The following is a 25,545-nucleotide window of genomic DNA, read 5'->3' on the forward strand; positions in this document are numbered from 1 at the left end:
TTCGTGCTTATTTCGGCTGCATCCGGATCGCGCCGTCGAGGCGGATCACCTCGCCGTTGAGCATCGGATTCTCGACGATCTGGCGCACCAGCAGCGCGTACTCGGCCGGTTTGCCGAGCCGGGGCGGGAACGGCACCATCGCGCCGAGCGCGTCCTGGACCTCCTGCGGCATGCCAAGCAGCATCGGCGTCTCGAACAGGCCGGGCGCGATCGTCATCACGCGGATGCCGTGGCGCGCCAGGTCGCGTGCGATCGGCAGCGTCATGCCCGCGACGCCGGCTTTCGACGCCGCGTAAGCGGCCTGGCCGATCTGTCCGTCGAATGCGGCAACCGACGCGGTGCTGACGATCACGCCGCGCTCGCCGTCCGCGGTCGGCGCGGTGGCGGCCATCGCGGCGGCCGCGAGCCGGATCATGTTGAACGTGCCGACGAGGTTCACGTTGATCGTCTTCGCGAACACGTCGAGCGGATGCGCGCCGTCCTTGCCGACGGTCTTCGCGGCGGGCGCGATGCCCGCGCAGTTCACGAGGCCGCGCAGCGTGCCGGCGCGCTGCGCGGCGCCGACGGCCGCCTGCGCGTCGGCCTCGCTCGATACGTCGCAGTGCACGAAGATGCCGCCCAGCTCGGTCGCGAGCGCCGTGCCCGCCGCGTCGTTCAGGTCGGCGAGCACGACGGTGCCGCCTGCCTGCGCGAGCATCCGCGCCGTGCCGGCGCCGAGGCCCGATGCACCGCCCGTGATCAGAAACACGTTGCCGCGAATGTCCATGACTGTCTCCTTTGTTGAGCGCCCTTGGCGCATTCGCGCCCGGGGCGGACCCATGCAAGGTGGTCGGCCGCCGTTGATGCTCCGGCGCCTGTGGCGGTGCCGCGTCAAGCGGATGCCGGGTTCGATGTCGCGCGATCGGTTGAAATGCCTGCGCCCCGGTAACAGGGGCACTCGCACCCGACCGATTGTACGGGGCGCCCTCGCGCGGCGGCGAGACCGGAACGGCCGTGCGAATCCCGCCCGGGCAAAAAAAACCGCCCGGAAAGGGCGGCTTTGCGGGTGCGCGACGCGCTGCTTACTTCAATGCGTCAAACGCGCGCTCGCGGATTTCCTCGACACTGCCGAGGCCCGAGATCTTGCGATACTGCGGAGCCTTCAGGCCGTTTTCCTCGCCGCGCTGCGCCCAGTCGCCGTAGTACGTGATCAGCGGCTTGGTTTGCGCTTCGTACACTTCGAGACGCTTCTTGACGGTTTCTTCCTTGTCGTCGTCGCGCTGGATCAGCGGCTCGCCCGTCACGTCGTCGTGGCCTTCGACCTTCGGCGGGTTGAACTTGACGTGGTACGTGCGGCCCGATGCCGGGTGCGTGCGGCGCCCGCTCATGCGCTCGATGATTTCCGAGAACGGAACGTCGATCTCGAGCACGTAGTCGATCGCGACGCCGGCGTCCTTCATTGCATCGGCCTGCGCGATCGTGCGCGGGAAGCCGTCGAACAGATAGCCGTTCGCGCAGTCGGATTCCTTCAGGCGCTCCTTGACGAGGCCGATGATCAGCGCGTCCGGCACGAGCTTGCCGGCGTCCATGTAGCCCTTCGCCTCGACGCCGAGCGGCGTGCCGGCCTTCACGGCCGCACGCAGCATGTCGCCCGTCGAGATTTGCGGGATGCCGAACTTTTCCTTGATGAAGTTTGCCTGGGTGCCCTTTCCCGCGCCGGGCGCGCCCAACAGGATCAAACGCATGGTGATATCTCCAAGTATGTAGATTCGTGTGGCGAGACGCAAAGGCGTCGGCGACTGCGAGCGCGGGGCTTGCCTGGCGCGCGACGGACCGGTCTGATGCGGCGCGTCGGCTTCGGCGACGCGCGGCTGCCGGCAAGGCCGCGGGCGGGGTCAAGCGAGGACGCGCTGGTCGCGGACGGCTCGCACAATCGCCTGATTATGCCACGGGTTATTTTGATGACGGCTGAAAAAGGGCCTGCACGCGTGCGAGATCGGCCGGCGTGTCGATCCCGGCTTCGGGCGCGGACTCGGTGATCAGCACGGCGATGCGCTCGCCGTGCCAGAGCGCGCGCAGCTGTTCGAGCTGCTCGGCCTGTTCGATCGGCGCCTGCGCGAGCGTCGGATACGTGCGCAGGAAACGCGCACGATACGCATAGAGGCCGATGTGCCGGAAGACCGGGAAAGCAGGCGCAGGCATGGCCGCGACGTCGGGCCAGTGCGGCTGGTACGCGTCCCGGCTCCACGGAATCGGCGCGCGCGAGAAGTACAGCGCGACGCTCTGCGCATCGAGCGCGACCTTCACGACGTTCGGGTTGAATACTTCGGCCGTGTCGTGGATCGGGTGGGCGGCCGTCGCAATCGCGCAGGCCGGATGGGCGGCAAGGTGCGACGCTACGTCGCGCACGAGTACGGGGTCGATCAGCGGCTCGTCGCCCTGCACGTTGACGACGACGGTGTCGTCGCTCCACCCGAAGGTTGCCGCGACTTCCGCGAGCCGGTCGGTGCCGGACGGATGGTCGGCACGCGTCAGCACCGCTTCGAAGCCGTGATCGCGTGCCGCATCGAGCACGCTCCGTGCGTCGGACGCGACCAGCACCTGCTGCGCGCCTGCTTCGCGCGCTCGCTCGGCGACGCGCACGACCATCGGCTTGCCGCCGAGATCGGCGAGCGGCTTGTTCGGGAGTCGCGTCGACGCGAGCCGGGCGGGAATGACGGCGATGAAGGGTTGAGTCATCGGGGAGGGCGGTGAGAAGAGCGGAGCGGGCGGCGCGTCTGCTGCGCGTCACCCGGCTGGGTTCGGCGCCCTCGCTGCGGGCGGGCCGCGGCGAGGGCCGGGTCGGGCGGCTTAGCGGCCGGCCGGGTCGACCGGCGTGCCTTCGACGGTCTGGCGCGCCTCGTCAACCAGCATCACGGGGATGCCGTCGCGGATCGGGTACGCGAGCTTGTCCGCGTTGCAGATCAGCTCCTGCGCGGCACGGTCATAGTGGAGCGGGCCTTTGCAGATAGGGCACACAAGAATTTCAAGCAGGCGAGCGTCCACGGAGTTTCTCCACAACGAGGGCAATGAGGCGAGGGTCGAGCGCGGCTTCGACAGGGACAACCCACAGTCGGGCGTCGCGCCAGGAAGCACCCAATTTTACTGCATCCTTCTCGGTGATCAGGATCGCATCGACGGCATCGTCGACGAATGGATTGTCGACGAACGCGTAGTGGTCGGGCAGCGCGCGCGTCGCGGGCGCGAGGCCGGCCGCGCGCAGCGTCGCGAAGAAGCGTTCCGGCGCGCCGATGCCGGCCGCGGCGAGCACGCGCTCGTGCGCGAATTGCGACAGCGGGCGGCGCAGCGCGGGCTGGTCGAGGTGCCACGCGGCGCCCGGCGTGAGCGCGAGCGAATAGGTGTCGGGCCACGGCGGCAGCGCGCCGCTGTACGGATCGTTGACGAGCGTGGCGTCGCGGTGCCGCGACAGCGGCTCGCGCAACGGCCCGGCCGGCAGCAGGAAGCCGTTGCCGCCGAGCCGGTGGTCGAACACGACGAGCTCGACCGTGCGCGCGAGGCGGTAGTGCTGCAGGCCGTCGTCGCTGACGATCACGTCGACGTCGGGATGCGCGGCGCGCAGCGCCTGCGCGGCCGCGACGCGATCGGGGCAGACCCAGACGGGCGCGCCCGTGCGGCGTGCGATCAGGAGCGGTTCGTCGCCGCCCGCGCTGGCGCGCGACGCGGGCGTGACGGCGGTCGGCGCCTTCACGTTCGCGCCGTAGCCGCGCGACACGATGCCGGGCGTGAAGCCGGCCGCCCGCAACGCGTCGACGAGTGCGATCACGGTCGGCGTCTTGCCGGTGCCGCCGACGGTCACGTTGCCGACCACGACGACAGGCACGCCGACATCGACCGGCTGCTTCCAGCCCTGTGCGTAGACGGTGCGCCGCAGCGCCGCGCACAGGCCGAACACGCACGCGAACGGCGTGAGCGCCCATGCGAGCGCGCCGCGGCGCTGCCATTCGCGCGTCAGGCGGGCTTCGAGCCGGGCGAGCGGGCCGTCGGGCGCGCTCATCGGGCCGGGCGCGGCATGGGGTGCGCCGCGGCGTGGGACGGATTCGTCAAGGCGGATTCTCCGTTGGGCGGCGCATGCCGCGGGGTCTGCGGAAGGCGGCACTCTAGCGCGCGGCAGGCGGGCGCGGCAAGCGCGACCGCCCGCCGCAGCCTGCGGGGCCGGATCGCGGCGGCTTGTGGATAACTCTGTGAAGAACTCCCCGCTTGATGGCGTCAAACGCCCGCCGGGCGGGCCTCGAATCGGATGAGAATCATTCCGAAAGATTTAAAAATGTATAAAAATCAATGTGTTGCGACGAATCGTCTGGATTTTTCAACGGTTTTCGCGCGTTTTAGGCCGATGATTGTCAAAGTGTGGACACCTTCCGAACGTCACGGCGCAAGCGTCCGGCGCTGGACGTCGCGCGCGTGTCGGACTATCGTGTCGCCGCCAGCACTCATCCGACCGTCCATGCCTTCCGACTCTCCATTTGCCGCACCGGGCGCGACCCGCGGCGGCGACGAAGTGATTCCCGTTTCTGCGCTCAATCGTGCGATTTCGACGATGCTCGAGCGCTCGTTTCCGCTGCTGTGGATTTCGGGCGAAGTGTCGAACTTCACGCGTGCCGCGAGCGGGCACTGGTATTTCTCGATCAAGGACCAGCAGGCACAGATGCGCTGCGTGATGTTCCGCGGACGCGCGCAATATGCGGAGTTCACGCCGCGCGAAGGCGACCGGATCGAGGTGCGCGCGGTCGTCACGATGTACGAGCCGCGCGGCGAAGTGCAGCTCAACGTCGAGGCCGTGCGGCGCACCGGGCAGGGGCGACTGTACGAGGCGTTCCTGCGGCTGAAGGCGCAGCTCGAGAGCGAGGGCCTGTTCGCGCCCGAGCGCAAGCGGCCGCTGCCGGCCCATCCGCGCGCGATCGGCATCGTCACGTCGCTGCAGGCGGCCGCGCTGCGCGACGTGCTGACCACGCTCGCCCGCCGCGCGCCGCACATTCCGGTGATCGTCTATCCGGCGCCCGTGCAGGGCGCCGGTTCCGCCGAAAAGCTCGTCGCGGCCGTCGAGACCGCGAATGCGCGCCGCGAGGTCGACGTGCTGCTGGTCTGTCGCGGCGGCGGCTCGATCGAGGATCTGTGGTCGTTCAACGACGAGGCGCTGGCGCGCGCGATCGCGGCGAGCGAACTACCGGTCGTCAGCGGCGTCGGGCACGAAACCGATTTCACGATCGCGGACTTCGCGGCCGACGTGCGTGCGCCGACACCGACCGGCGCGGCCGAGCTCGCCAGCCCGCAGCGCGCGCTGCTGCTGCGCGAGGTCGGCGAGCGCCAGCGTGCGCTCGCGCGCGGCATGGAGCGCCGGCTCGAACAGCGCGCGCAGCAGCTCGACTGGCTCGCGCGTCGGCTGGTGAGCCCGGCCGAGCGGCTGCAGCGGCAGCGCACGCACGTCGAGCAGCTCGCGGTGCGGCTGGCGTCGGCGGCGTCGCGGCCGGTGCGCGACGCGCGCGCGCGGTTCGCGCTCGCACAGCTGCGCTGGCAGCGTGCACGACCCGATCCGTCGCAGGCGCGCCAGGTGCTCGCGGGGCTGTCGCAGCGTCTTGCGCTGGCCTTGCAGCGCCGTCACGAACGCGACACGGCTCGCGTGTCAGCCTGTGCGGCAAGGCTCGAAGTGCTGAGCCCGCAGCGCACGCTCGAACGCGGCTATGCGGCGCTGATCGATGCACAGACGGGCCGCGCGGTGCGCGCGCCGAACGCGCTGAAGCCGCAGCGCCGCCTGACCGTGCATCTCGCGGAAGGGTCGGCCGACGTGTCGCTCGCCGACGTGCAGCCGCGTCTGACCGACACGATCTGACGTAACCTGCGCGAGCGCAGCGCGCGCGACGGGGCAAATCGCGCGGGAACGGTGGTTGCGCAACGCCATGTCGTGCTGCCGGACGTTGCGCCAACATCGCTTTTCCGCATACCGCGGATAAATGGCCCGTGAGTTTGCGGGGTTATTCGTCCTCGCCTACAATCGGACGCTCGGCAGCATTCAACACAGCCTCCCTACATACTCAACGAAGGAATCGCCATGGCTCATACGCTCCCGCCGCTCCCGTACGCTGAAGACGCACTCGCGCCGACCATCTCGCTCGAGACGATCCAGTACCACTACGGCAAGCACCATCAGGCTTATGTGACGAACCTGAACAATCTGATCCCGGGCACGGAATTCGAAAACCTGTCGCTGGAAGAGATCGTGAAGAAGTCGTCGGGCGGCATCTTCAACAACGCCGCGCAAATCTGGAACCACACGTTCTTCTGGAACAGCCTGTCGCCGAACGGCGGCGGCGCACCGACGGGCGCGCTGGGCGACGCGATCAACGCGAAGTGGGGTTCGTACGACGCATTCAAGGAAGCGTTCACGAAGGCCGCAGTCGGCACGTTCGGTTCGGGCTGGGCATGGCTCGTGAAGAAGGCTGACGGTTCGCTCGACATCGTGTCGACGAGCAACGCGGCAACGCCGCTGACGACCGCCGACAAGGCACTGCTGACGATCGACGTGTGGGAACACGCGTACTACATCGACTACCGCAACGCACGTCCGAAGTTCGTCGAAGCGTTCTGGAACATCGTGAACTGGGACTTCGCAGCGAAGAACTTCGCGTAAGGTCCGGCGCCTGCGCGCCGCTACGGCGCGCGGCATCCGCGCAAAAGCCCTCGAAACGAGGGCTTTTTGTTTTTGTCCGGCAGGGTCGTGCGTAGCGCGCCGGATCAGGCGACCACGCCGAGCGCCCAGCCGAGCGCTGCGCTCGCGATCACGACGGCCCACGGCGGCACGCGCCAGAACACCAGCGCGACGAACGCGACGAGCGCGGCGGCCAGATCGCGCGGCGCCACGATCGTGTCGGTCCAGACCGGGTGATAGAGCGCGGCGAGCAGCAGTCCGACGACGGCCGCATTCACGCCTGCGAGCGCGGCCTGCATCCGCGTGCTGCGGCGCAGTCGTTCCCAGAACGGCGCGGTGCCGGCAACGAGCAGGAACGACGGCGCGAAGATCGAGGCGAGCGCGATGGTGCCGCCGAGCCAGCCGTTCGGTGCATCGCGCAGCGAAGCGCCGAGGAATGCCGAGAACGTGAACAGCGGGCCCGGCACGGCCTGCGCGAGCCCGTAGCCGGCGAGGAACGTCGAATCGCCGACCCAGCCGGGCGCGACCACGGCCGCCTGCAGCAGCGGCAGCACCACGTGCCCGCCGCCGAACACGAGCGCGCCCGTGCGGAAGAACGCATCGACGACGGCAAGCGTATCGGAACGTAGCACGCGGGCCGCGAACGGCAGCACGACGAGCAGCACCGCGAACAGCGCGAGCCACAGCACGCCCGCGAGGTGCGATACGTGCAGCGGCAACGGCTCGTGGGCGTCACGTGCCGGTTGCGGCAGCAGCACGAGACCGGCGGCACCGGCCGCGACGATCACCGCGACCTGCGTCCATGCGGCCGGTGCGAGCAGTGCGACGCATGCGGCCGCGGCCATCAGCGTGACGCGCCGCCCATCCGGGCACAGCGTGCGCGCCATGCCCCAGACGGCTTGTGCGATCACCGCGACCGACACGATGCGCAACCCGTGCAGCGCGCCGGCTTCGATTGGCGCGCCGGTCGCGTGAACGCCGAGCGCGAACAGCATCATCAACAGCGCCGACGGCAGCGTGAAGCCGAGCCACGCGGCGAACATGCCCGCGTAGCCGGCGCGCGCGAGGCCGATCGCCATCCCGACCTGGCTGCTCGCCGGCCCCGGCAGGAACTGGCACAACCCGACGAGATCCGCGTACGTGCGCTCGGTGAGCCAGCCGCGCCGCGTGACGAATTCGGCGCGAAAGTAGCCGAGATGCGCGACCGGGCCGCCGAACGATGTGAGGCCAAGCCGCAGAAATGCGACGAACACCGGCCAGGGATGGCGGGAGGGAGCGGAGGCGGTCGACGTGCTCAAGGCGGTGCTAGCGGGTGAACGGACGAGCCGCCACGATAGCGCAACGCGGTGACGGCGGGGAGGCTGCGCGACAGCTGTGCCGGGGCTCAGAGCATGCCGTCGGGCAACCCGCTCGCCCGCCGCAGCGCATCGACGTCGACGAGCTCGATCTCGCCGACGTGCAGCCGCACGACGCCGTCGGCCTGCAGCGCCTTCAGCAACTGGTTGATGGTCTGCCGCGTCAGCGACAGCATCGCCGCGAGCTTTTCCTGCGACAGCCGGATACGGGTGCGGCCGGCGCTGATCCCGCCGTAGCCGTCGGCGATCATCAACAGGCGGGCCGCGAGCCGCTGCGCGGCCGGCATCACGCTCATCGATTCGACGGTCAGGAAGCTCAGGCGCAGCTTCTGCGCCATCAGCAGCGCGAACTGTCGCCAGTATTGCGGCGTCGCGTCGAGGATCGCGAGCAGCGCGGCCTGCGGGACGTGCAGAAGCAGCGCATCGTCGAGTGCGATCGCGTCGTGCGTGCGCGGCTGGCCGTCGAACAGCGCGATTTCGCCGAACCAGGTGACGGGCTCGGCGACAGTCAGCAGCGCTTCCTTGCCCTGCGGGTCGACCGCACCTATCGTGAGTGAACCGGCCAGTACCGCGTACAGCCCGCACGGCGGGTCGCCGCGCCGGAACAGCGCATGACCGGCCGGCAGCCGGCGCAGCGCCGCGCGGGCGAGCAGGTCCGCACGCAACGCGGGCGGCAGCGCGGCGAACCACGGGTTCGCTTCGATCTGCGGCAGGTATGGAGCGAGCGAAGAGGGCATGGACACGCGATGTCGGGTAGCTGACAGAGGTTCTCGGGCGTGACGCGCATCATAGCGCTCGACAACCGACCAGGAGACGCGATGAAGACGCTCGAAGACCATCTTGCCCAGTATGCGGCCTACCATCGCGACGCGCGCAATATCGCGACGCACCTGGTCGGGATCCCGATGATCGTGTTCGCGGTCGAGGTGCTGCTGTCGCGGCCGGCGCTCGGGATGCTGGCCGGCATCGCGCTGTCGCCGGCGCTGCTGCTGGCCGTCGCGTTCTCGGTGTTCTACCTGCGCCTCGATCTGCGATTCGGGATCGTGATGACCGCGCTGTTCGCGCTGGGCCTGTGGGCCGCGCAGGCGCTTGCGGTGCTGCCGACCGCGCAATGGCTCGCGATCGGCATCGGCGCGTTCGTCGTCGGCTGGATCGTGCAGTTCGTCGGGCACTGGTTCGAAGGGCGCAAGCCCGCGTTCGTCGACGATCTGGTCGGCCTGATGGTCGGGCCGCTGTTCGTGGTCGCCGAGGTCGCGTTCTTCGCGGGGTTGCGCGGCGACGTGCGCCGCGAAGTCGAGCGGCGGGCCGGCCCCGTGCACTGCGGTGCGCATTCGCATGTCTGACGCACCGGTCTGCGTGTTCGGCGCGGGCGCTGTCGGCTGCTATCTCGGCGGACGGCTCGCGGCGGCCGGCGCGAATGTTACGCTCGTCGGCCGCGCACGGATCGGCGACGCGATTCATCGGCACGGGCTGACGCTGACCGACCAGCGCGGCTATCGCGCGACGCTCGCGCCGGCCGATGTCGCGTTCGCGACCGATCCGGCTGCCGCGGCGGCCGCGCGGCTCGTGCTCGTGGCGGTGAAATCGGCGGCGACGCGTGAGGCCGCCGCGCAGCTTGCCGGCGTGCTGCGGCCCGGCACGGTCGTGATCAGCTTCCAGAACGGCCTGCACAACGCCGACGTGCTGCGCGCATCGCTGCCGCAAGCCACCGTGCTCGCCGGCATGGTGCCGTTTAACGTGATCGAGCGCGAGCCGGGTGCGTTTCACCAGGGCTCGGCCGGTGCGCTGGCGGCCGACGCGTCCCCCGCGCTGACGCCGTTCGCTGGAGCGTTCTCGCGCGCCGGACTGCCGCTCGTGCTGCATCGCGACATGCCGGCCGTCCAATGGGCGAAGCTGCTGCTCAACCTGAACAACGCGGTCAACGCGCTCGCGAACCTGCCGCTGCGCGACGAACTCGCGCAACGCGCGTACCGGCGCAGTGTTGCGCTCGCGCAGCGCGAAGCCCTGCACTGGCTGGCGCGGGCCGCGATCCGGCCCGCGCGGCTGACGCCGTTGCCGGCCGGGTGGATCCCGGACGTGCTCGACTTGCCCGATCCGGCGTTTCGCGTGCTCGGTGGCCGGATGCTCGCGATCGATCCACTCGCGCGTTCGTCGATGTCCGACGATCTCGCGGCGGGGCGGGCGACGGAAGTCGAGTGGATCAACGGCGAGGTCGTGCGGCTGGCCGCGCGGTTTGGCGGGCAGGCGCCCGTCAATGCTCGACTGTGCGCGCTCGTGCACGACGCGGAACGCGCAGCGGCGCGCCCGGCCTGGCGCGCCGCCGAGCTGTGGGCCGATCTGACCGCGCAGGCGCCGCGCGCGGGCGATGTGCGGGCCGCGTAGCGGGCTGCGCAACCCGTCGCGCGAGGTGCCGCACGCGGGGCGCAACGGCTAAGATGCGGGGTGCGTCATTCGACGCCTATGCGGAGCCGTCACCATGGTGGATCGCCCGACTCTCGATGCTTACGACGCCCATGCCGCGCAGTACGCGCAGGACTGGCTCGACCAGGCCGCGCCCGACGACATGTACGCGCTGCTGGAGCAGCATTTCTCGCCGGGGCTGACCGCGGACATCGGTTGCGGAGCCGGGCGCGATACGGCCTGGCTCGCGTCACGCGGCTTCGACGTGCGCGGCTACGACGCAAGCGCCGCGCTGCTCGACGAGGCGCGGCGGCACCATCCGGATCTCACCTTCGAGCTGGCCACGTTGCCGGCGCTGGCCGGCGTGCCGTCCGGCGCGTTTCGCAACGTGCTGTGCGAAACGGTCGTTATGCATCTCGAACAGGCGGACGCGGCGGCGGCCGCCGCGCGGCTGGCCGAACTCCTGATGCCGGGCGGCACGTTGTACATGAGCTGGCGAGTGGCCGGAAACGGCACGTTGCGCGACGAGCGCGGCCGCCTCTACACGGCGCTCGATTCGGCGCGGATGCGGGCGGCGCTCGGCGCCGGCACGCAGGTGATCGACGAACACGAGGTCGTCAGCGCATCGTCCGGCAAGCGCGTGCACCGGCTGATCGCGCGCAAGACCGTCGCCGCGTGAGCGCGACGCGGCGGCTCCCCGCTCATTCGCGGTTGAGTGCCGCTTCCCAATTGATGTCGACGCAGAGCACCTGCATGCCGGTCGCGGCCGGCGCGGCGATCGAAGCGGTCACGCACAGGTGTGCCTCGTTGATCGACAGGTAGGGTGCCGTCAGGTGCACGCGGCCCGGTGCGCGCATCGCGTCGATGAAGTACGGACGGCGTTCCCAGCTTGCCCCTTCGGAATGCAGCAGCGGCCGGAAGCGCTTGGCGCGCTGCGATACGCTGCCGCGCGCGAGCACGTTGTCGCCGATCTGGCGCCCCGATGCGTCGAGCAGGAAGCAGCGCGCGGTCTCGGGCAGCCCGAGTACGGCCGCAGCCGCGTCGGTCAGCGATTCTCCGGCGACGAGCTTGCGGCTCGCTTCCTCGAGCGCCGTGACGTACGGCGCGAGCCGTTCTGCCTGGGTGCGCTCGCGTTCCGCGACGCGCAGCCGCAATGCGGCCGACAGCGTATCCATGCAGCCCGCGGCAGCCTGCGGCTGCACCGGTTCGACGCTCGGCCCCGCGAAGTACTGGCCCTGCACGAAATCGACGTCGCACTCCAGCGCGATCAGCGCGTCGCGCTCGGTCGCGAGCCCGCCCATCAGCACGAGCTGCCCGGATTCGTGCAGCAGCGATACGAGCCCCGGCAGCACGCGTTCGAGATGTGAGTGCTCGCTCGCCTGCGCGAGAATGCCGCGGTCGAGCGTGACGATGTCGGGGTGCAGGTGCCACACGCGATCGATGTTCGAATGCTTCGCGCCAAACCCGACGAGTGCGATCAGGAAGCCGGCCTTGCGCAGCCCGTCGACGATCGCCGCATAGCGCGGCGTCTCGCCGCCCGCCTGCTCGGGCACCTCGAGCACCACGCGATGCGGCGGCAGCCCGAGCGCCTTCAGGTTCGCGAGCATCGCGTCGCTGTAGACGGTGTCCATCAGGGCGGCCGGGTGCAGGCTCAGGAAGAGCCATTCGTCATGGCTGTCGAAGGCGTGGAAGTTGCCTAGATGCAGCGATTCGGCGAGCCGGCCGAGCTCGAGCAGGTCGCCGCGCCGCGCCGCCTGCGTGAACACCTCGTGCGACGCCACCTGGCGGCTTTCCTCGTCGTGCGCACGCAGCGACGCGTGATAGCCGATCGCGCGGCGGTGCGACACCGAGAAAACGGGCTGGAACACGCTGAATACGGTGTAGCCGCCGTACAGCACGGTGCGCCGGTTCCCGTCGTCGCCTGCGACGGGGCGGGGCGGCTGAAAGCCGGGGGGATCGATTTCGATCATGCTCATGATGTCGGCCGAAGGAAGACTGCCAGTTTACCTAGAGAATAGGCGAGCAAGAAGCGTGCACGGCATCGTACCCCGTGCGGTGGCGCGTCGCGGACGAGCCGCCGGGCATTGCAGGCGTTTCAAATGCGCACCGCGGGGCCGCACTGCACCGTGATGGTGCGCGCCGACCCGGTTCGGCGCGCGCCACGCGTCACGCGCGCTCGGACGGATCGGTCTTGCGCGCGGCGCCGCGGATTTCGGGCGCGAGCTGCGCGAAGATCCACGCGGACGCAGCCGTGATGATCCCGACGCAGATGAAGGTCGCATGGAACGCCGGCAGCGTGTTGCTCGGCGTGACGGTGCGCAGCATGCCCGTGAACGTTGCGAGCAGCGCGCCCGCCACCGTGACGCCGAGGCTCATCGACAGCATCTGCACGAGCGAGAACAGGCTGTTGCCGCTGCTCGCGCCGCCCGTGCCGAGATCCTTCAGCGTCAGCGTGTTCATCGCGGTGAACTGCATCGAGTTGAAGCCGCCGAACAGCGCGAGATGCACGACCTTCACCCAGACGGGCACCGTGTCGCGCATCAGCGCGAAGCTCGCCATCATCACGCCGACCATGATCGTGTTCGCGAGCAGCACCTTGCGGTAGCCGTGCCGCGTGATCAGGCGCGTGATGATCCGCTTCGAGAACATCCCGGCCGCCGCCACCGGCAGCATCATCAGCCCGGCCTCGAACGCCGAGTAGCCGAGGCTCACCTGCAGCAGCAGCGGGATCAGGTATGGCATCGCGCCGCTGCCGATCCGCGCGAACAGGTTGCCGAGCAGCCCGACGCTGAACGTGTGGATCCGGAACAGTTCGAGCGAGAAGATCGGTTGCGGCGCGCGCACCGCATACAGCCCGTACGCGACGAAGCACGCGAGGCTCAGGATCAGCAGCACGAGCACGGCCGCGTGCTGCATCCCGAGATCGGCGAGCCCGTCGAGCGACAGCGAGATCGCGACCATGCCGATCGTCAGCAGCAGATAGCCCTTCAGGTCGAAGCGGCCGACGGCCGGGTTGCGCGAATCGGGCATCGAATAGAAGGTCGCAATGCAGCCCGCGACGCCGACCGGCACGTTGATCAGGAAGATCCAGTGCCACGACGCGATCTTCACGAGCCAGCCGCCGAGCGTCGGCCCGATCAGCGGGCCGATCAGGCCGGGAATTGCGACGAACGACAGCGCGGACAGGTAGCGTTCGGCCGGAAAGGTGCGCAGCACCGCGAGCCGCCCGACCGGCAGCAGCATCGCGCCGCCGACCCCCTGCACGACGCGGAACGCGACCAGCTGCGTCAGCGTATGCGCGTTCGCGCACAGCAGCGAGCCGAGCGAGAACACCAGGATCGCGCTGAAGAACACCCGCCGCGTGCCGAAGGTATCGGCGAGCCAGCCCGACACGGGGATCATCACCGCCATCGTCAGCGAGTATGCGATCACGACCGACTGCATGCGCAGCGGCGATTCGCCGAGGCTCGCGGCCATCGACGGCAGCGCCGTGTTGACGATCGTCGAGTCGAGCGTCTGCATGAAGAAGCCCGTTGCGACGAGCCAGAGCATCAGGGTGAGGTTCTTTTCGCCGGGAGCGGCGGCAGGCGGACGCTGGAACATGGGGGCGGGGCGGGGTGGTGGCGCGGGACAGCCGACATTGTAGGGAAAGCCATCGCGCCGTGCAGGTTCGGCGCGAAGTCCGCCCGGCGGGTGCCCGTCCCCGTCGATTGACCAATACAGTTCAGCCAAAAGTGTCTGCAGCCGTATCTGTCCGTGTGCTGCCGCTGTCCGAAATACTGGTGCCATCGAACTCGTGCGACCAGGAGGCCGCCATGCGCGAACTGCGACTTTATGTGATCGATGGCGACGAGCCCGCCGGTCGGTGGCGGATCGTCGATCGCACCGCACTGGAGGTGGCCGACGGCGAGGTCTGGGTGACGATCGAGGGCCGGCCCGACGATCACTGGCTCGGCGCCGGGGATTCGCTGATGCTTGCGCCCGGCATGCGTGTATGGGTCAGCGCGGGGTCGCCACGTGCGACGTTCGCGTTCGGTCCGCTCGAGGTGTCGGCAAGGCGCGCCGCGCAGGCCTGGTGGAGGCCGCTCGCCGCGTGGCGCGACGGCCGGCGTCATGTGCCCGCGTCGTTGCCGACGTAGCACGCCCGGGGCTGGATCAGCGCTCCGTCCATGCATTGTTCGGGCGCGTGCGTGATGCGCCGATTCGCGCGATCAGGATTGCTCGCGACTGTCGCGAATCCTAGACTCGATCTTGTCTTTCTCACCGCCCATTCCGCCATGACACCCGAACTCGCGTTGGCGCATCTGTGGCAGCTGGCACACGGCGACCCCGACGCGCTGGCCCGTGCGACCGTGACCGGACAGGACCCGACGTTGCCGTCGACTTTCCGGGTCGGCACGCTGGCTGTGGCGACGATCGCGGCAGCCGGGCTCGCGGCGGCCGAATGCCACCGGCTTCGCACCGGCGTCGCGCAAACCGTCGGCGTGTCGGTTCGCGACGCGCTCATCGCGTTCCGCAGCGAACGCTACCTGCGCGTGGACGATGGCCCGCCGCCGGAGTTGCGTCATCCGGTGACGGGCTTCTTCGAGACGGGCGACGGACGCTGGATCCAGCTGCACGCGAACTTTCCGCATCACCTGAACGGCATTCTCGACGTACTCGGCTGCGGCGCGCAGCGGGACGATGTCGCCACGGCGATCCGCGCGCGGGAAGGCGCCGCACTCGATACCGTGCTGGCCGAGGCGGGGCTGTGTGCCGCATTGATCAGAACGCCTGACGAGTGGGCGTCACTCGAGCAGGCGCGCGCGATTGCATCGCTGCCGCTGTTCGAGATCGAGCGGATCGGCGACGCACCGGTCGAGCCGATCGGCCGCGGCGAAGCCGGCCAGCCGCTCGCGGGGGTGCGTGTGCTGGATCTCACGCGGATCATCGCGGGGCCGGTCGCGGGCCGCACGCTGGCGTCGCACGGCGCGCAGACGCTGCTCGTCAACGGCCCGCACCTGCCGAACATCGCGCCGCTCGTGATCGACAACGGGCGCGGCAAGCGTTCGACGTGGATCGACCTGCGCGATGCGGCGGGCATCGATGCGCTGCACGCGCTCGCACGCGACGCGGACGTGTTCCTGCAGTCGTACCGGCCCGGCGCGCTCGCGGCGCGCGGCTTCGGGCCGCGAGCGCTGGCGGCGCGGCGGCCCGGCATCGTCTACGTGTCGATATCCGCGTACGGGCACGCGGGGCCGTGGGCGCAGCGGCGCGGCTTCGACAGCCTCGTGCAGTCGGCGAGCGGGATCGCGTGGCAGGAGCAGCAGGCTGCGCATGCGGACGGGCCGCGCCACCTGCCGTGCCAGGCGCTCGATCACGCAACGGGTTATCTCGCGGCGTTCGGTGCGATGATCGCGCTCGCGCGCCGGGCGCGAGAAGGAGGAAGCTGGCACGTGCGGCTGTCGCTCGGGCAGACGGGACGCTGGCTGCAGTCGTTCGGCATCGTGCCGGACGGCCTGCAGGCACCCGATTTCGCGCGCACCGACGTGCGCGACCGGATCGAGCGCATCGCGTCGCCGTTCGGCACGCTCGACGCGGTACGGCCGGCCGAGCGGTTGTCGGCGACACCGCCGTCGCTGGCGCGCCCGCCCGTGCCGCTCGGCACCGACGATGCGTGCTGGCTGTGAGCGGCGGCGGTGCGGCCGGCGTTACTTGCGCAGCTCGACGACGAAGTCGTAGTAGTCGTTGCGGCAGTAGGTATCGGTCAGTTCGATCGCGCGCTGGTCAGACGTATAGCCGATTCGTGTGATCAGCAGCAGCGCGTCGTGCGGTGCGATGCCCATCTGCTCGGCGATCTCGTCGGTCGCATTGACCGCGCGGAAATGCTGCAGCGCGCGCACGATCGGCGTGCCGCGTGCTTCGAGATAGCTGTACAGCGAACCGCCGATCGCCTGCGGATCGGGGATCAGCGTGGCGGGAAACGTCGAATTCTCGACGGCCATCACGATGCCGTCGGCGAGGCGCAGGCGCTTCAGGCGCGTGACCGATGCGGCCGGCGACAGCCCGAGCTGGATCACTTCGTCGCGGTTCGCCGGCTGGATCTCGCGCGCGAGCCATTGCGAGCTCGGCTTGAAGCCGCGCCGTTCGAGCATTTCGCTGAAGCTCGACAGCCGCGACAGCGGATCTTCGTAGCGCGGCTGAATGAAGTTGCCTGCGCCCTGCGTGCGGCGAATCAGGCCTTGCTCGACGAGCAACGCGATCGCCTTGCGCGCGGTGATGCGCGATACGCCGAGCGCATCGGACAGCACGCGCTCGGAGGGCAACGCCTCGCCGGCTGTCCAGCGATTGTCGTGGATCGCGTCGCCGAGCTTGCGGGCGAGCTGCAGGTAGAGCGGCGTGTCGTTGTCGGGGTCGGGGCGCAGGTCCTGCCAGCGGTCGTCCGTGGATGCCTTCATGGAGTGGGTATCGATCTGATTGCGGCCATTCTAAGTCATCACGTGGCGCCGTTATAGCCGGTTTTTGCCGTGCAGCAGGTGAACTGCGCGCGGATTGACTACACTGATGCGTCGTATTCCATGCCTGGGCCGCGGTGCGCGGCCACGCATCCGCAACGAGGAACGCATGACAGACACGATCGCCACGGTTGTCCTGCCCGACGGCGAGACGATTCCCAAGCTTGGCCTGGGCACGTGGGAAATGGGCGAGCGGCCGACCCGGCGCGCAGACGAGATCGCCGCGCTGCGCGAAGGCGTCGCGCTCGGGATGACGCTGGTCGATACGGCCGAGATGTACGGCGACGGCGCGACCGAGGAACTGGTCGGCGAGGCGCTCGCGGGCCTGCGTGGCGACGTGTTCCTCGTCAGCAAGGTCTATCCTCACCATGCGAGCCGGCGCGACGTCGTCGCCGCGTGCGAGGCGAGCCTCAAGCGCCTGCGTACCGATCGCCTCGACCTGTATCTGCTGCATTGGCGTGGCTCGGTGCCGCTCGAGGAGACGGTCGAAGGCTTCGAAGCGCTGCGGCGCGCGGGCAAGATTCGTCACTGGGGCGTCAGCAACTTCGATACGGCCGACATGGCCGAACTCGTCGATGAAGCCGGCGGCGGCGCGTGCGCGACCAACCAGATCCTCTACAACATCGCACGGCGCGGCCCGGAATTCGACCTGCTGCCGTGGCTCGCCGAGCACCGGATGCCGGCGATGGCGTACAGCCCGGTCGATCACGGGCGGCTGCCGAAGCGCTCGCCGCTCGACGAGATCGCGCGACAGCGCGGGGTGTCGGTGATGCGCGTCGCGCTCGCGTGGGTGCTCGCGCAGCCGGGGGTTTTCGCGATCCCGAAGGCGTCGCGGCTCGAACACGTGCGCGACAACCGGGCCGCGCTCGACTTCGTGTTCAGCGATGACGAGCGCGCGCAGCTTGATGCGTACTTCCGTCCGCCACGCAGCAAGCGTGCGCTCGAGATGCTCTGACGACAAACGGCCGGGCAACGCAGCAGTTCAGTGGCTGGCTCCGGACGGTCCGCCGTTGCCTTGACCGCCGCCGTTGCCATTTCTGCGACCGGGGCTGCTGCCACTGCCGCTCGCACCGGCGCCATGGCCACCAACGCGCCCGCCGGCGAAGACGTGCGCCGCGCCCGCAGCCGGATTGGCGGCGCACGGCGAAGCGTCGTCGACCACCGTCATGATCGCGGCCGCGCTCGCATTTGCATCTGCCGCGGCGTCCGGTGTCGCATCTCGTGCGAAGGCATGCGAGCAGCAGCACCCGAACGCGGCTGCGGCGAGCAAGGCTGCGCGAGCACGCCTTCCCGTCGTGCGGAACGGTTGTTTCGTCTTGAGCATCATGGCCTCCCCATGCGCGCGATGCCTCGTCGCCGCGCGGCCATTGACGTGTGATGCAGGAGGGGTGGTAAAGATTCGTAGTCCGGTCGGCAGCCGATCACCTTCGGGCGGCCGCCGGCCGCCAGCCGCGGGGGCGAAACGGCTGGCGGGCCCGGCGTGCGAATCCCTATCCGCGAGATCCGTGCAGCCAGCCGCTTGCGTCCGCCGCGCAACGCGCACGCAAGCCCGCGTCGCCGCATGCCGCGTCTTGGGGGCGTTTTGTTTCCGGAATGAAACGTCTGGGCTAAGGTCAGCGCGCTGGCGCATCGGCCGCGCGCTGCCAGCGGTGGAACAGGATCGACGCGATCCAGCAGACGAGGAACAGGGCGACGATGCCGTAGCCGATCGAGCCGAAGCGTTCGCCGAGCGCATCGAGCGCGTCGCGCACGGGGCCCGTCAGCGACAGCTTGTCGGCCAGCAGGCCGGCTGCCTCGATCCCGCCGATTGCCAGCGCGACGGCCGCCGACACGAACGTGATGCTCGCGTTGTAGAGCAGCTTGCGCTGCGGATCGTCCATCGCCCAGCCGTACGCGTGAATCATCAGCACGTTGTCGGTCGAGTCGATCAGCGTCATGCCGGCGGTGAACAGCGCGGGAAACAGCATGACCGTATAGACCGGCAGCCCCTGGCTCGCCTGCGCGGCGGCGATCGCGAGCAGGCCGATTTCGGTTGCGGTATCGAAACCCAGCCCGAACAGCACGCCGACCGGATACATGTGCCAGCTCTTCGACACGAACCGGAACAGCGGACGCAGCAGCCGGGACACGAGCCCGGCAGGACGGTGCGCATGCGCGGCATCGTGCCCGTGCCCGTGCGTGCCGCGATAGCGCCGCCACACGTCGCGCAGGATCACCAGGTTCACGCACGCGAGCACGAGCAGGAAGGTGGCCGACACCGCCGTGCCGATCGTGCCGCCGATCTCGCGGAATGCATCGAACCGGTCGCGCAGCGCGAATGCGGTCAGTGCGATGCCGAGCGTCGCGGCGATCACGATCGTCGAATGGCCGAGCGAGAAGAACAGGCCGACGCTCACCGGACGCTGGCCTTCCTGCATCAGCTTGCGCGTCGCCACGTCGATCGCGGCGATGTGATCGGCGTCGACCGCATGACGCAGCCCGAGACCGTAAGCGATCGCCGCGGTGCCGAGCAGCAGCGGATGATCGCGCAACACGGCGAGCGCCCACAGCCAGACGGCGGCATTCGCGGCGATCAGGCCGGCATAGAGGGTCAGCAGGCGGCGCAGGGCAGGGGTGGGCGGCATCGGGATGGTTCCATCTGACGAATCGCAATGCATTGTGGCACGCGAAAAAAGTTGCAGGGTGTGCCGATCAAAAAAGCCGCGTGCACGGCGCGCGCGGATGAAAAAAAGCCCGTCCGGGATCGGACGGGCCTTGCCTGCATGCGGCAGCGCGAGCGCGCCGCGCTTACTTCACTTTCGCGTTGATCACGCCTTCCGATACGTTGGCCGGCGTTTCCGCGTAGTGCTTGAACTCCATCGTGTAGGTCGCGCGGCCCTGCGTGGCCGAACGCAGCGACGTCGAATAGCCGAACATTTCCGCGAGCGGCACTTCGGCGCGCACGAGCTTGCCGCCGCCGCCCGCGATATCCTCCATCCCCTGCACGATGCCGCGCCGGCTCGACAGGTCGCCCATCACGTTGCCCATGAAGTCCTCGGGCGTCTCGACCTCGACGGCCATCATCGGCTCGAGCAGCACCGGCTTCGCGCGGCGCATCGCTTCCTTGAACGCCATCGAGCCGGCCATCCGGAACGCGTTTTCGTTCGAGTCGACGTCGTGGTACGAGCCGAACGTCAGGTGCACCTTCACATCGACGACCGGGTAGCCCGCGAGCACGCCGCTCTTCAGCGTTTCGGTGATGCCCTTGTCGACGGCCGGAATGAATTCGCGCGGAATCACGCCGCCCTTGATCTCGTCGAGGAACTCGTAGCCCTTGCCGGGGTTCGGCTCGAGCGTGATCACCGCGTGGCCGTACTGACCGCGACCACCCGACTGCTTGACGAATTTGCCCTCGACGTCGGACGCCGTCGTGCGCACCGTCTCGCGATACGCGACCTGCGGCTTGCCGACCGTCGCTTCGACGCCGAATTCGCGCTTCATCCGGTCGACCAGGATTTCGAGGTGGAGCTCGCCCATCCCCGAAATGATCGTCTGGCCGGATTCTTCGTCGGTCTGCACGCGGAACGACGGATCTTCCTGCGCGAGGCGGTTCAGCGCGAGGCCCATCTTTTCCTGGTCGGCCTTCGTCTTCGGCTCGACGGCCTGCGAGATCACCGGCTCCGGGAATTCCATCTTCTCGAGGATGATCGGCTTCGCCGGATCGCACAGCGTGTCGCCGGTGGTCGCTTCCTTCAGGCCGACGGCCGCCGCGATGTCGCCCGCGCGCACTTCCTTGATTTCCTTGCGCTCGTTCGCGTGCATCTGCAGGATCCGGCCGAGCCGTTCCTTCTTGTCCTTGGTCGCGTTGAGCACCGTGTCGCCCGATTCGACGACGCCCGAATACACGCGGAAGAAGATCAGCTGGCCGACGAACGGGTCGGTCATGATCTTGAACGCGAGCGACGAGAACGGCTCGTCATCGCTCGGATGGCGTTCCGCCGGCTTTTCCGGATCGGCGAAGTCGTGGCCGAGGATGGCCGGCACGTCGACGGGCGACGGCAGGTAGTCGATCACCGCGTCGAGCATCGCCTGCACGCCCTTGTTCTTGAACGCGCTGCCGCACAGCATCGGCACGATCTCGTTCGCGATCGTGCGCTTGCGCAGCGCGGCCTTGATCTCGTCCTCGGTCAGCGATTCATGGTCGTGCAGGTACTTCTCGAGCAGTTCCTCGCTCGCTTCCGCGGCGGCCTCGACCATCTTCTCGCGCCATTCGTGCGCGAGCTCGGCGAGATTCGCGGGAATCTCCTCGTACGAGAACTTCACGCCCTGGCTTTCGTCGTCCCACACGATCGCCTTCATCTTCACGAGATCGACGACGCCCTGGAAATGATCTTCCGCGCCGATCGGAATCTGGATCGGCACGGCGACGCCTTTCAGGCGCTCGCCGATCTGCCGCTGCACGCGGAAGAAATCGGCGCCGACGCGGTCCATCTTGTTGACGAACGCGATACGCGGCACCTTGTACTTGTTGGCCTGGCGCCAGACGGTTTCGGACTGCGGCTGCACGCCGCCGACCGAGTCGTACACCATGCACGCGCCGTCGAGCACGCGCATCGAGCGCTCGACTTCAATCGTGAAGTCGACGTGCCCGGGCGTGTCGATGATGTTGATCCGGTGCTCCGGATAGTTGCCGGCCATGCCCTTCCAGAAGGCCGTGGTCGCGGCCGACGTGATCGTGATGCCGCGTTCCTGCTCTTGCTCCATCCAGTCCATCGTGGCCGCGCCGTCGTGCACTTCACCGATCTTGTGGCTCACGCCGGTGTAAAACAGGATGCGCTCGGTCGTCGTGGTTTTGCCGGCATCGATGTGAGCGCTGATCCCGATATTGCGATAGCGCTCGATGGGGGTTTTGCGGGGCACGTGAACCTCCTTGGGTTCGGATCGTAAGCGGGCCGGCGGTGCCGGCCCGGGTGGACAAGCGAGACTTAAAGCATAGCGCTTGCGCGTGGCTTTTGCAGATGCGGCCGGCAACGGCGGAATCAAGCCGGGTGCCACCGCCGGCGGTCGAAAAAAAAGCCGGCGCGCAACGGGCGGCCGGCTTCGGTCGGTGCGCGGCGCGACGCCGCGGCGATGGCCGTTACTGGGCCTGCGGCAGGCCTTCGAGTTTCATGCCGGGCTTGATGCCCTTTGCCGCGAACCAGCCCTTGCTCATTTCGAGCGCATAGACGCCGTTGTTGCGCGGGCAGTGGTTGTCGGTCGTCTCGGCCTTCATCTCGTCGATATCGGTGATCGTGCCGTCCGCGCGGATGAACGCGATCGACAGCGGGATCAGCGTGTTCTTCATCCAGAAGCAGTGCACCGCGTTCTCGTTGAACACGAACAGCATGCCTTCGTTCGGGGCGAGTTGCGAACGGTACATCAGCCCTTGTTCGCGGTCGGGGTCGTTTGCGGCGACGGCCGCGTCGATCACGTACATGCCGGCGCGCAGCTTCACGCGCGGGAATTCGCTCGGCTGCTTGGCGCCGGGCGGCACTTGCGCGCTGGCGGCCTGCATGCCGAGCGCCATGACGGCGAGCGCGGCGGGAAACACGGCGGCGCGCGCAAGGCGGCCGAGCGACGAGCGCAGGGAGAATTGCACAGCAAGGCTCCTATCTGGAAAACGAGACCCGCATGGTACGCGATGCGCGCCGGCGGGCACAAAAAAGAAAAAGGCAGATCGCCTTGCGGTGATCTGCCTTTCAACGCCGTAAGAACGGCAAGACTGCGTGTTCTTGACTGCGTTATTACAGCAAGCTTACTTAGTTCGAAGCAGCTGCCGGTGCTGCTGCGTCGCTTGCTGCAGCCTTCTTCGATGCCTTGTGGTGCTTCTTGGCTGCGTGGTGCTTCTTAGCAGCGTGCTTAGCCGGTGCCGAAGCAGCTTCAGCAGCAGCCGGAGCAGCTTCCGGAGCCGATGCTTGTGCGAAAGCAGCCGTTGCGAAGAGACCAGCGACCAGAGCGGCGATCAGTTTGTTCATGTTTTGTTCCTCAGCTTTAGTTAATTAACCAAATGACCCGGCAATAGGAGTCATGTCGTCTAACGGTGCCATCCACCTTTCGGTTGACAGACGCTTCGAGAAATTTCTCATTGCGCTGCGGGCGCCGAATCGTATTCGATAAAAACGTCGCTTTCGTGACGCAAACACGGCTTCGGCTGCCAATGCCGGATAGCTAAGGTTGGCATCTGCGTGGTTTAACGCGCGATCTTCGCGGGCGGTTGACGAAAAAGATGACGAAAATTTGCCCGTCCCGAATTCGTCATCCGGCGCGCGCGAAACTGTCCCACGGCGCGCGCGGCGGCAGCGCGATTGTTTCTCCCGGTGCAATGCCGAGTGCGAATATATCCAGCGCGCCGACGCCGACGCGCACCAGGCGCAACGTCGGGAAGCCGACGGCCGCCGTCATTCTGCGCACCTGCCGGTTCTTGCCCTCGGTGATCGCAAGCTCGATCCACGTCGTCGGGATCGCGGCGCGGTAGCGGATCGGCGGATTGCGCGGCCACAGCGTGTCGGGCGGTTCGATGAATTCGACGCGGCACGGGCGCGTCACATAGTCGCCGAGGTCGACGCCGCGCGCGAGCGCCTTCAGGTCCGCGGGCCCGGGCGCGCCCTCGACCTGCGCCCAGTAGCGCTTGACGAGCTTGTGGCGCGGCTCGGCGATGCGCGCCTGCAGCGCGCCGTCGTCGGTGAGCAGCAGCAGCCCCTCGCTGTCCGCGTCCAGCCGGCCGGCCGCGTAGACGCCGGGCGTTTTTACCCAGTCGCCGAGCGATGGGCGCGTCTCGTGCGCGGAAAACTGGCAAATCGTGCCGAACGGCTTGTTGAGGGCGATCAGGTTCATGGCGGGGCGTCCGTCCGGCGCGCAGCGGGAGGCGGCGGCGGGCGGTCTATGGCAAATGGCGGAATCTTAATGCATAATACGGAACGGCAAGTCCTCTGTCTTATATAAGACATAAGTGGGGTCTTGATACGCGGTGCCGCGCTTCGTGCCGAAGTGCCCGGTTGGGGCGCTAGAATAGCGGCTCGCTGTTGCCGTCACGGGGTGGCCATGCCGCGCCCCCGCCGCGCGCGCAGTTTCGACCAGCATCACCTGCTCAGCCACGTCACTGGAGTCGATCATGCCGTATCAGCACATCAAGGTTCCGGAAGGCGGTGACAAGATCACCGTCAACAAGGACTACTCGCTCAACGTTTCCGATCAGCCGATCATTCCCTATATCGAAGGCGACGGTACGGGCTTCGATATCACCCCGGTCATGATCAAGGTCGTCGACGCGGCGGTCGCGCATGCCTACAAGGGCAAGCGCAAGATCCACTGGATGGAGATTTTCGCGGGCGAGAAGGCGACGAAGGTGTACGGTCCGGACGTGTGGCTCCCGGACGAAACGCTGCAGGTGCTCAAGGAATACGTGGTATCGATCAAGGGGCCGCTCACGACCCCGGTCGGCGGCGGGATCCGTTCGCTGAACGTCGCGCTGCGCCAGGAACTCGACCTGTACGTGTGCCTGCGCCCGGTGCAGTACTTCAAGGGCGTGCCGTCGCCGGTGCGCGAGCCGCAAAAGATCGACATGGTGATCTTCCGCGAGAACTCGGAAGACATCTACGCGGGCATCGAATGGGCCGCGGGCTCCGAGCAGGCGAAGAAGGTGATCAAGTTCCTGCAGGACGAGATGGGCGTGAAGAAGATCCGCTTCCCGGAAACCTCGGGGATCGGCGTCAAGCCGGTGTCGACCGAAGGCACCGAGCGTCTCGTGCGCAAGGCGATCCAGTACGCGATCGACAACGATCGCAAGTCGGTCACGCTGGTGCACAAGGGCAACATCATGAAGTTCACGGAAGGCCTGTTCCGTGACGCCGGCTACGCGCTTGCACAGAAGGAATTCGGCGGCGAGCTGATCGACGGCGGCCCGTGGATGCGCGTGAAAAACCCGAAGACGGGCAACGAGATCGTGATCAAGGATTCGATCGCCGATGCGTTCCTGCAGCAGATCCTGCTGCGCCCGGCCGAATACGACGTGATCGCCACGCTGAACCTGAACGGCGACTACATCTCCGACGCGCTGGCCGCGCAGGTCGGCGGCATCGGGATCGCGCCGGGTGCGAACCTGTCGGATTCGGTCGCGATGTTCGAAGCGACGCACGGCACCGCGCCGAAGTACGCGGGCAAGGATTACGTGAACCCCGGTTCCGAGATCCTGTCGGCGGAAATGATGCTGCGCCACCTCGGCTGGACCGAAGCCGCCGACACGATCATCGCCGCGATGGAGAAGTCGATCCTGCAGAAGCGCGTCACGTACGACTTCGCGCGCCTGATGGAAGGTGCGACGCAGGTGTCGTGCTCGGGCTTCGGTGAAGTGCTGATCGAGAACATGTAAGTCCCCTTCCGGGGTGGGCCGGCGCGTGTCCGGCCGCCCCGGCGCCTACTGCCGGCGCCGGAGCGTTTCGTGGATGGCAGGTTTGTTGGCAGGGCGGTCCGGCATGCGGGCCGCGGCGCCGCGATGCGGCCCGGAGCCCCTGCAAGGTAGAACATGACGGCCCTCGCAACACCACCGCCCGGCTGAGCCGGCGCGCCCCTTTCGCGACCGACCCGGTCGCTCCCCGCC

The 25,545-nt window shown here is 68.3% G+C and carries 25 protein-coding genes; 9 read left to right on the plus strand and 16 right to left on the minus strand.

Annotated features, from left to right (window positions below; all coding sequences use genetic code 11):
* Window positions 1-7 precede the first annotated feature (7 nt).
* The 5 genes from HWX39_RS29205 to lpxK form a co-directional block, all read right to left on the minus strand.
* Window positions 8-766 (minus strand): SDR family NAD(P)-dependent oxidoreductase, encoded by a 759-nt coding sequence (locus HWX39_RS29205; RefSeq protein ID WP_175971189.1) that lies wholly within the window; start codon window positions 764-766, stop codon window positions 8-10.
* Window positions 767-1,061: 295 nt separating this feature from the next.
* Window positions 1,062-1,724: an adenylate kinase gene (gene adk / locus HWX39_RS29210; protein WP_175971190.1), complete on the minus strand. Its 663-nt coding sequence runs from the start codon at window positions 1,722-1,724 to the stop codon at window positions 1,062-1,064.
* Window positions 1,725-1,932: 208 nt separating this feature from the next.
* Window positions 1,933-2,718, minus strand: a complete 786-nt coding sequence (gene kdsB, locus HWX39_RS29215; RefSeq protein ID WP_175971191.1) for a 3-deoxy-manno-octulosonate cytidylyltransferase — start codon at window positions 2,716-2,718, stop codon at window positions 1,933-1,935.
* A 111-nt stretch (window positions 2,719-2,829) separates the two neighbouring features.
* A complete protein-coding gene (locus HWX39_RS29220) occupies window positions 2,830-3,024 on the minus strand; it encodes a Trm112 family protein (protein ID WP_010090898.1) in 195 nt (64 codons plus the stop codon).
* Complete coding sequence (gene lpxK, locus HWX39_RS29225) at window positions 3,005-4,033, minus strand: tetraacyldisaccharide 4'-kinase (RefSeq protein ID WP_175971192.1); 1,029 nt, start codon at window positions 4,031-4,033, stop codon at window positions 3,005-3,007. The genes HWX39_RS29220 and lpxK overlap by 20 nt, the downstream gene beginning before the upstream one ends.
* Before the next feature lie 450 nt (window positions 4,034-4,483).
* Here lpxK and xseA point away from each other — a divergent pair, with 450 nt between their 5' ends.
* Both xseA and sodB read left to right on the plus strand, forming a co-directional pair.
* Window positions 4,484-5,866 (plus strand): exodeoxyribonuclease VII large subunit, encoded by a 1,383-nt coding sequence (gene xseA, locus HWX39_RS29230; protein WP_175971193.1) that lies wholly within the window; start codon window positions 4,484-4,486, stop codon window positions 5,864-5,866.
* A 219-nt stretch (window positions 5,867-6,085) separates the two neighbouring features.
* The gene (gene sodB, locus HWX39_RS29235) at window positions 6,086-6,664 is read left to right on the plus strand and encodes a superoxide dismutase [Fe] (RefSeq protein ID WP_011352986.1); all 579 of its coding nucleotides are present in this window, start codon (window positions 6,086-6,088) and stop codon (window positions 6,662-6,664) included.
* Window positions 6,665-6,768: 104 nt separating this feature from the next.
* Here the strand turns inward: sodB and chrA are convergent, their stop codons facing one another.
* Window positions 6,769-7,980: a chromate efflux transporter gene (chrA, locus tag HWX39_RS29240; RefSeq protein ID WP_175971194.1), complete on the minus strand. Its 1,212-nt coding sequence runs from the start codon at window positions 7,978-7,980 to the stop codon at window positions 6,769-6,771.
* Window positions 7,981-8,066: 86 nt separating this feature from the next.
* Window positions 8,067-8,774 carry a Crp/Fnr family transcriptional regulator gene (locus HWX39_RS29245; RefSeq protein WP_175971312.1) on the minus strand — a complete coding sequence of 236 codons (708 nt, stop codon included), beginning with the start codon at window positions 8,772-8,774 and terminating at the stop codon, window positions 8,067-8,069.
* An 81-nt stretch (window positions 8,775-8,855) separates the two neighbouring features.
* Between HWX39_RS29245 and HWX39_RS29250 the strand changes: the two genes are divergently transcribed.
* The 3 genes from HWX39_RS29250 to HWX39_RS29260 all read left to right on the plus strand — a co-directional run bounded on the left by HWX39_RS29250 (window position 8,856) and on the right by HWX39_RS29260 (window position 11,116).
* Window positions 8,856-9,380 carry an Mpo1-like protein gene (locus tag HWX39_RS29250; RefSeq protein ID WP_175971195.1) on the plus strand — a complete coding sequence of 175 codons (525 nt, stop codon included), beginning with the start codon at window positions 8,856-8,858 and terminating at the stop codon, window positions 9,378-9,380.
* Window positions 9,373-10,419, plus strand: coding sequence for a 2-dehydropantoate 2-reductase (locus tag HWX39_RS29255; RefSeq protein ID WP_175971196.1), 1,047 nt, complete (start codon window positions 9,373-9,375; stop codon window positions 10,417-10,419). Before HWX39_RS29250 ends, HWX39_RS29255 begins: the two co-directional genes overlap by 8 nt.
* A gap of 94 nt (window positions 10,420-10,513) precedes the next feature.
* Window positions 10,514-11,116 carry a methyltransferase domain-containing protein gene (locus HWX39_RS29260; protein ID WP_175971197.1) on the plus strand — a complete coding sequence of 201 codons (603 nt, stop codon included), beginning with the start codon at window positions 10,514-10,516 and terminating at the stop codon, window positions 11,114-11,116.
* Between the two features lie 22 nt (window positions 11,117-11,138).
* On the opposite strand, the gene HWX39_RS29265 is transcribed toward HWX39_RS29260, so the two are convergent.
* Window positions 11,139-12,413 carry an EAL domain-containing protein gene (locus HWX39_RS29265; RefSeq protein ID WP_175971198.1) on the minus strand — a complete coding sequence of 425 codons (1,275 nt, stop codon included), beginning with the start codon at window positions 12,411-12,413 and terminating at the stop codon, window positions 11,139-11,141.
* A gap of 190 nt (window positions 12,414-12,603) precedes the next feature.
* Window positions 12,604-14,040: a multidrug transporter subunit MdtD gene (gene mdtD / locus HWX39_RS29270; protein WP_175971199.1), complete on the minus strand. Its 1,437-nt coding sequence runs from the start codon at window positions 14,038-14,040 to the stop codon at window positions 12,604-12,606.
* A gap of 212 nt (window positions 14,041-14,252) precedes the next feature.
* Here mdtD and HWX39_RS29275 point away from each other — a divergent pair, with 212 nt between their 5' ends.
* Window positions 14,253-14,576, plus strand: coding sequence for a DUF2917 domain-containing protein (locus tag HWX39_RS29275; RefSeq protein ID WP_175971200.1), 324 nt, complete (start codon window positions 14,253-14,255; stop codon window positions 14,574-14,576).
* Window positions 14,577-14,714: 138 nt separating this feature from the next.
* Complete coding sequence (locus HWX39_RS29280; RefSeq protein ID WP_175971201.1) at window positions 14,715-16,106, plus strand: CoA transferase; 1,392 nt, start codon at window positions 14,715-14,717, stop codon at window positions 16,104-16,106.
* A gap of 21 nt (window positions 16,107-16,127) precedes the next feature.
* On the opposite strand, the gene HWX39_RS29285 is transcribed toward HWX39_RS29280, so the two are convergent.
* The gene (locus HWX39_RS29285; RefSeq protein WP_011352976.1) at window positions 16,128-16,874 is read right to left on the minus strand and encodes a GntR family transcriptional regulator; all 747 of its coding nucleotides are present in this window, start codon (window positions 16,872-16,874) and stop codon (window positions 16,128-16,130) included.
* Between the two features lie 166 nt (window positions 16,875-17,040).
* Between HWX39_RS29285 and HWX39_RS29290 the strand changes: the two genes are divergently transcribed.
* Window positions 17,041-17,886, plus strand: coding sequence for an aldo/keto reductase (locus tag HWX39_RS29290; RefSeq protein ID WP_175971202.1), 846 nt, complete (start codon window positions 17,041-17,043; stop codon window positions 17,884-17,886).
* Window positions 17,887-17,913: 27 nt separating this feature from the next.
* Here HWX39_RS29290 and HWX39_RS29295 read toward each other — a convergent pair whose 3' ends face one another.
* The 6 genes from HWX39_RS29295 to HWX39_RS29320 form a co-directional block, all read right to left on the minus strand.
* Window positions 17,914-18,258 (minus strand): hypothetical protein, encoded by a 345-nt coding sequence (locus tag HWX39_RS29295; protein WP_175971203.1) that lies wholly within the window; start codon window positions 18,256-18,258, stop codon window positions 17,914-17,916.
* Between the two features lie 286 nt (window positions 18,259-18,544).
* Entirely contained in the window at window positions 18,545-19,555 is a 1,011-nt protein-coding gene (locus HWX39_RS29300) for a HoxN/HupN/NixA family nickel/cobalt transporter (protein WP_175971204.1), read from the minus strand.
* Window positions 19,556-19,718: 163 nt separating this feature from the next.
* Window positions 19,719-21,830: an elongation factor G gene (fusA, locus tag HWX39_RS29305; protein WP_175971205.1), complete on the minus strand. Its 2,112-nt coding sequence runs from the start codon at window positions 21,828-21,830 to the stop codon at window positions 19,719-19,721.
* 217 nt (window positions 21,831-22,047) lie between these two features.
* Complete coding sequence (locus HWX39_RS29310; protein WP_175971206.1) at window positions 22,048-22,548, minus strand: DUF192 domain-containing protein; 501 nt, start codon at window positions 22,546-22,548, stop codon at window positions 22,048-22,050.
* Between the two features lie 160 nt (window positions 22,549-22,708).
* The gene (locus HWX39_RS29315; RefSeq protein ID WP_011352970.1) at window positions 22,709-22,924 is read right to left on the minus strand and encodes a hypothetical protein; all 216 of its coding nucleotides are present in this window, start codon (window positions 22,922-22,924) and stop codon (window positions 22,709-22,711) included.
* Between the two features lie 280 nt (window positions 22,925-23,204).
* Window positions 23,205-23,783: a pseudouridine synthase gene (locus HWX39_RS29320; RefSeq protein ID WP_175971207.1), complete on the minus strand. Its 579-nt coding sequence runs from the start codon at window positions 23,781-23,783 to the stop codon at window positions 23,205-23,207.
* A 277-nt stretch (window positions 23,784-24,060) separates the two neighbouring features.
* Between HWX39_RS29320 and icd the strand changes: the two genes are divergently transcribed.
* Window positions 24,061-25,317 carry an NADP-dependent isocitrate dehydrogenase gene (icd, locus tag HWX39_RS29325; protein WP_006754594.1) on the plus strand — a complete coding sequence of 419 codons (1,257 nt, stop codon included), beginning with the start codon at window positions 24,061-24,063 and terminating at the stop codon, window positions 25,315-25,317.
* The last annotated feature ends 228 nt before the right edge of the window (window positions 25,318-25,545 follow it).

The sequence above is a fragment of the Burkholderia sp. BCC0322 genome (assembly GCF_902833045.1).
In the GTDB taxonomy this organism is placed as follows: Bacteria; Pseudomonadota; Gammaproteobacteria; order Burkholderiales; family Burkholderiaceae; genus Burkholderia.

What these genes read in the sequence shown, in the direction of transcription:
- HWX39_RS29300 (WP_175971204.1), bottom strand. Translation starts at nt 19,555, where the DNA reads ATGCCGCCCACCCCTGCCCTGCGCCGCCTGCTGACCCTCTATGCCGGC.
- HWX39_RS29245 (WP_175971312.1), bottom strand. Translation starts at nt 8,774, where the DNA reads ATGCCCTCTTCGCTCGCTCCATACCTGCCGCAGATCGAAGCGAACCCG.
- HWX39_RS29205 (WP_175971189.1), bottom strand. Translation starts at nt 766, where the DNA reads ATGGACATTCGCGGCAACGTGTTTCTGATCACGGGCGGTGCATCGGGC.
- kdsB (WP_175971191.1), bottom strand. Translation starts at nt 2,718, where the DNA reads ATGACTCAACCCTTCATCGCCGTCATTCCCGCCCGGCTCGCGTCGACG.
- adk (WP_175971190.1), bottom strand. Translation starts at nt 1,724, where the DNA reads ATGCGTTTGATCCTGTTGGGCGCGCCCGGCGCGGGAAAGGGCACCCAG.
- icd (WP_006754594.1), top strand. Translation starts at nt 24,061, where the DNA reads ATGCCGTATCAGCACATCAAGGTTCCGGAAGGCGGTGACAAGATCACC.
- sodB (WP_011352986.1), top strand. Translation starts at nt 6,086, where the DNA reads ATGGCTCATACGCTCCCGCCGCTCCCGTACGCTGAAGACGCACTCGCG.
- HWX39_RS29250 (WP_175971195.1), top strand. Translation starts at nt 8,856, where the DNA reads ATGAAGACGCTCGAAGACCATCTTGCCCAGTATGCGGCCTACCATCGC.
- xseA (WP_175971193.1), top strand. Translation starts at nt 4,484, where the DNA reads ATGCCTTCCGACTCTCCATTTGCCGCACCGGGCGCGACCCGCGGCGGC.
- HWX39_RS29275 (WP_175971200.1), top strand. Translation starts at nt 14,253, where the DNA reads ATGCGCGAACTGCGACTTTATGTGATCGATGGCGACGAGCCCGCCGGT.
- lpxK (WP_175971192.1), bottom strand. Translation starts at nt 4,033, where the DNA reads ATGAGCGCGCCCGACGGCCCGCTCGCCCGGCTCGAAGCCCGCCTGACG.
- HWX39_RS29295 (WP_175971203.1), bottom strand. Translation starts at nt 18,258, where the DNA reads ATGATGCTCAAGACGAAACAACCGTTCCGCACGACGGGAAGGCGTGCT.
- HWX39_RS29290 (WP_175971202.1), top strand. Translation starts at nt 17,041, where the DNA reads ATGACAGACACGATCGCCACGGTTGTCCTGCCCGACGGCGAGACGATT.
- HWX39_RS29255 (WP_175971196.1), top strand. Translation starts at nt 9,373, where the DNA reads ATGTCTGACGCACCGGTCTGCGTGTTCGGCGCGGGCGCTGTCGGCTGC.
- mdtD (WP_175971199.1), bottom strand. Translation starts at nt 14,040, where the DNA reads ATGTTCCAGCGTCCGCCTGCCGCCGCTCCCGGCGAAAAGAACCTCACC.
- HWX39_RS29315 (WP_011352970.1), bottom strand. Translation starts at nt 22,924, where the DNA reads ATGAACAAACTGATCGCCGCTCTGGTCGCTGGTCTCTTCGCAACGGCT.
- HWX39_RS29280 (WP_175971201.1), top strand. Translation starts at nt 14,715, where the DNA reads ATGACACCCGAACTCGCGTTGGCGCATCTGTGGCAGCTGGCACACGGC.
- HWX39_RS29285 (WP_011352976.1), bottom strand. Translation starts at nt 16,874, where the DNA reads ATGAAGGCATCCACGGACGACCGCTGGCAGGACCTGCGCCCCGACCCC.
- HWX39_RS29265 (WP_175971198.1), bottom strand. Translation starts at nt 12,413, where the DNA reads ATGAGCATGATCGAAATCGATCCCCCCGGCTTTCAGCCGCCCCGCCCC.
- HWX39_RS29320 (WP_175971207.1), bottom strand. Translation starts at nt 23,783, where the DNA reads ATGAACCTGATCGCCCTCAACAAGCCGTTCGGCACGATTTGCCAGTTT.
- HWX39_RS29260 (WP_175971197.1), top strand. Translation starts at nt 10,514, where the DNA reads ATGGTGGATCGCCCGACTCTCGATGCTTACGACGCCCATGCCGCGCAG.